Source organism: Affinirhizobium straminoryzae (assembly GCF_007004135.1).
In the GTDB taxonomy this organism is placed as follows: domain Bacteria; phylum Pseudomonadota; class Alphaproteobacteria; order Rhizobiales; family Rhizobiaceae; genus Neorhizobium; species Neorhizobium straminoryzae.
The window spans coordinates 1-2,357 of sequence record NZ_VJMG01000087.1; the positions used below are offsets into that span (position 1 = coordinate 1).

The 2,357-nt window shown below is 52.8% G+C and carries 3 protein-coding genes; 1 reads left to right on the forward strand and 2 read right to left on the reverse strand.

All coding sequences use genetic code 11. The features are described from left to right. Positions 1–505 (reverse strand): toll/interleukin-1 receptor domain-containing protein (locus tag FNA46_RS24065; RefSeq protein ID WP_143127758.1); only part of this gene is annotated, 505 nt, incomplete at its 3' end. A gap of 85 nt (positions 506–590) precedes the next feature. Beyond that, positions 591–1,079 carry a TIR domain-containing protein gene (locus tag FNA46_RS24070; protein ID WP_143127759.1) on the reverse strand — a complete coding sequence of 163 codons (489 nt, stop codon included), beginning with the start codon at positions 1,077–1,079 and terminating at the stop codon, positions 591–593. A 201-nt stretch (positions 1,080–1,280) separates the two neighbouring features. On the opposite strand from FNA46_RS24070, the gene FNA46_RS24075 reads away from it, so the two are divergent. Next, positions 1,281–2,357: Thoeris type III anti-phage system protein ThcB4 (locus FNA46_RS24075; protein WP_143127760.1), on the forward strand; the 1,077-nt coding region annotated here is incomplete at its 3' end.

Below are 2,357 nucleotides of genomic sequence, written 5' to 3' on the forward strand. Positions count from 1 at the left end.
CATTCCAGGGGAGAAGGTCAGAAGAGCCGCGCCCCGGTGCTTCATCGATATAAGGATAGATGCCGAGGTATTCCTGTCCTTGGAAGTTCTCCCCCTTTTCCGTGACAGGGAGGATGGCGACAGCTCTATTAAAACCATCAAAATAACCCAGTTCCCAAGGCATCCATTTGGAAGCGCTGGAATTTTTAGTGTGAACGTATACAAGTGATTTGCACTGCCGCATTCGTTCCCGAATGACTTCAGCCGTCGCTGCTGTTACATGGGGACGGTCGAGTTGCGGGTCCTGGAGCCAATCGACGTACACCGTCTTCCCGTAGTCTTCTAGGACACCTTTTACGCCCAGGACAATCTCAGCATCTGACGTAGAGTGACTTAGAAATACATCGAAGCTTGATCTAGCCTTCGATGACGCGACCTCTTCTTTCAGTACAGTGGTAGCCTGCCTGTAGCCGCCGGTCTTGCGTAGTGCGCGTCGACGAATCTGGCTTTCTGTGAACGTGCCCATCGTTATCTCCTTATCCCGCTAACCCTGTGGACCTGGAGAGCAGCTCTGATTGGGTCCGGGTCTCGATTGCTCAGCTCGTGCGGGACTAGCGTCCAGCTGCCTTAGCAGCTGCTTCGATCCATGCCGGCATGTTCTGATAGCCGTTGTCTCTGACCCAATCATAGGTTTTGTAGATTTTGTCGAAGGTGACGTCTACTCCGTTCCGCTTGATAGACCAGTGGCTCAGCGGATTTTTCCCCGGTTTGTCTGTTCCGTTTTGGGGGTCTTTGATGTTGTGAATATCGATCGCGAGAATGCCTTTTTGGAGTTCGTAGCTGCGCTTGATCTCATGTAAAACCCATGGCCGGCTATAGGTTTCTGCGCCGAACAGGACAACTGTAACCGAGGTTCCGGCGAGTTGCTCTTCAATCCAATTCTCGATACCTCCGGCGCGGCGCTTGGCTTCTTCGAAGTCCGCAGCGTCGTAGAACGGCTGTGCGCTACCCTCTGGACGTACAACCCAAGAGTTGCGTACCTGCATAATTCGGCGCACATCTCTTTCGTAGTGAAAGCTAAAGAACACACGTCGCGCCATAGTCGCCTCGATTGCCTTGTTGCGATGACTAAATTTGGAACTCGCTCGACACTGAGAAGCTTTTCTCCTGCCCGCCCATCACAGTCTTACCGAGCAACGATCACTCTTGTGTCTGAACTTGCTTCAAAGCCTATCAACTGGCATGAATTGCAGCAATGGTAGCATATCGGGTTCTTCTCAACTTCCACAGGTAAGGTTCATATGGCTCTCTACGAGGTTCTGTTGATCGGATCACCAAAGGTAGGCCAAGCGGATGCTCTCTCTAAGCAGCTCCGGGATGTCGCAGACTTGTTTTCGCTGGCCATGCCCGGTGATTTGGCCGTCCGCACCGCCCTCGATTGGGAAGATAGGAATCCGAAGGCGGCGACAGTCGCACTTTATTTCGGTGGCGATCAGACAGTAGATTCAGATATTGTTGAAAAGCTCGAGTTGGCGAAGGTGCCGATAGTTCCGGTGGTTGAGAAAGGGGTGTCGTTTGGTGCAGCTGTACCCGCGGCCATTGCCCACACAAATGCCTGTATGCTGGATTCTGATGATGAAACGTTGGAGGCGTTAGCCTCGGTTACTCTCGAGGTTTTGGGACTTCTTCACACTCAGCGCCGCATCTTCATAAGCTACAGGCGCACAGACTCACGTGAGGCTGCTCTCCAGCTTCACGACGAGTTGTCGAGTCGTGGTTTCGACGTTTTTCTGGATACTCATGACATTCGTCCGGCTGCTGCGTTTCAAGAAATGCTGTGGCATCGTCTGTCAGATTGTGACGTCACAGTTATGCTGGATACCAAGGACTACTTCGGTAGCAAATGGACTGCGCAGGAACTTGGCCGGTCGCAGGCGCTAGGAATCCAAATTTTAAGAGTTGTCTGGCCCGACCATGGCGGCTCTAGATATCTGTCTCTGAGTGATACTGTCGCGTTGACTGCGTCTGACATCGATGCTGCTGGTAGGCTCCATCCGGCCTTATTGCCACTAATTGCTAAGAAGGCCGAGGCTCTGCGCAGCCGTAGCATTGCTACGAGACATCTCGACTTAGTTGGGCGCTTGAAAAGCGAAGTGACCCGCATTGGCGGCCAGTTTGAGGGTATTGGAGCTCATCGGTCTGCGAGCGTGACGCTTCCTCGCGGGCGGAAGATTGAAGCCTATCCAATGGTGGGAGTGCCGACAGCGGAGATGTTAAACGATATTCAGGACAAGGCCGGGAAGGCAGGCCATGGAAGGTTTCCCTGTCTGGTTTATAATCACATCGGCATTCGCCCTGTGAATAGCCCCGAGATTTGT

Bases quoted from the DNA above. Each gene is read 5' to 3' on its own strand.
- FNA46_RS24070 (WP_143127759.1), bottom strand. From the start codon at position 1,079: ATGGCGCGACGTGTGTTCTTTAGCTTTCACTACGAAAGAGATGTGCGC.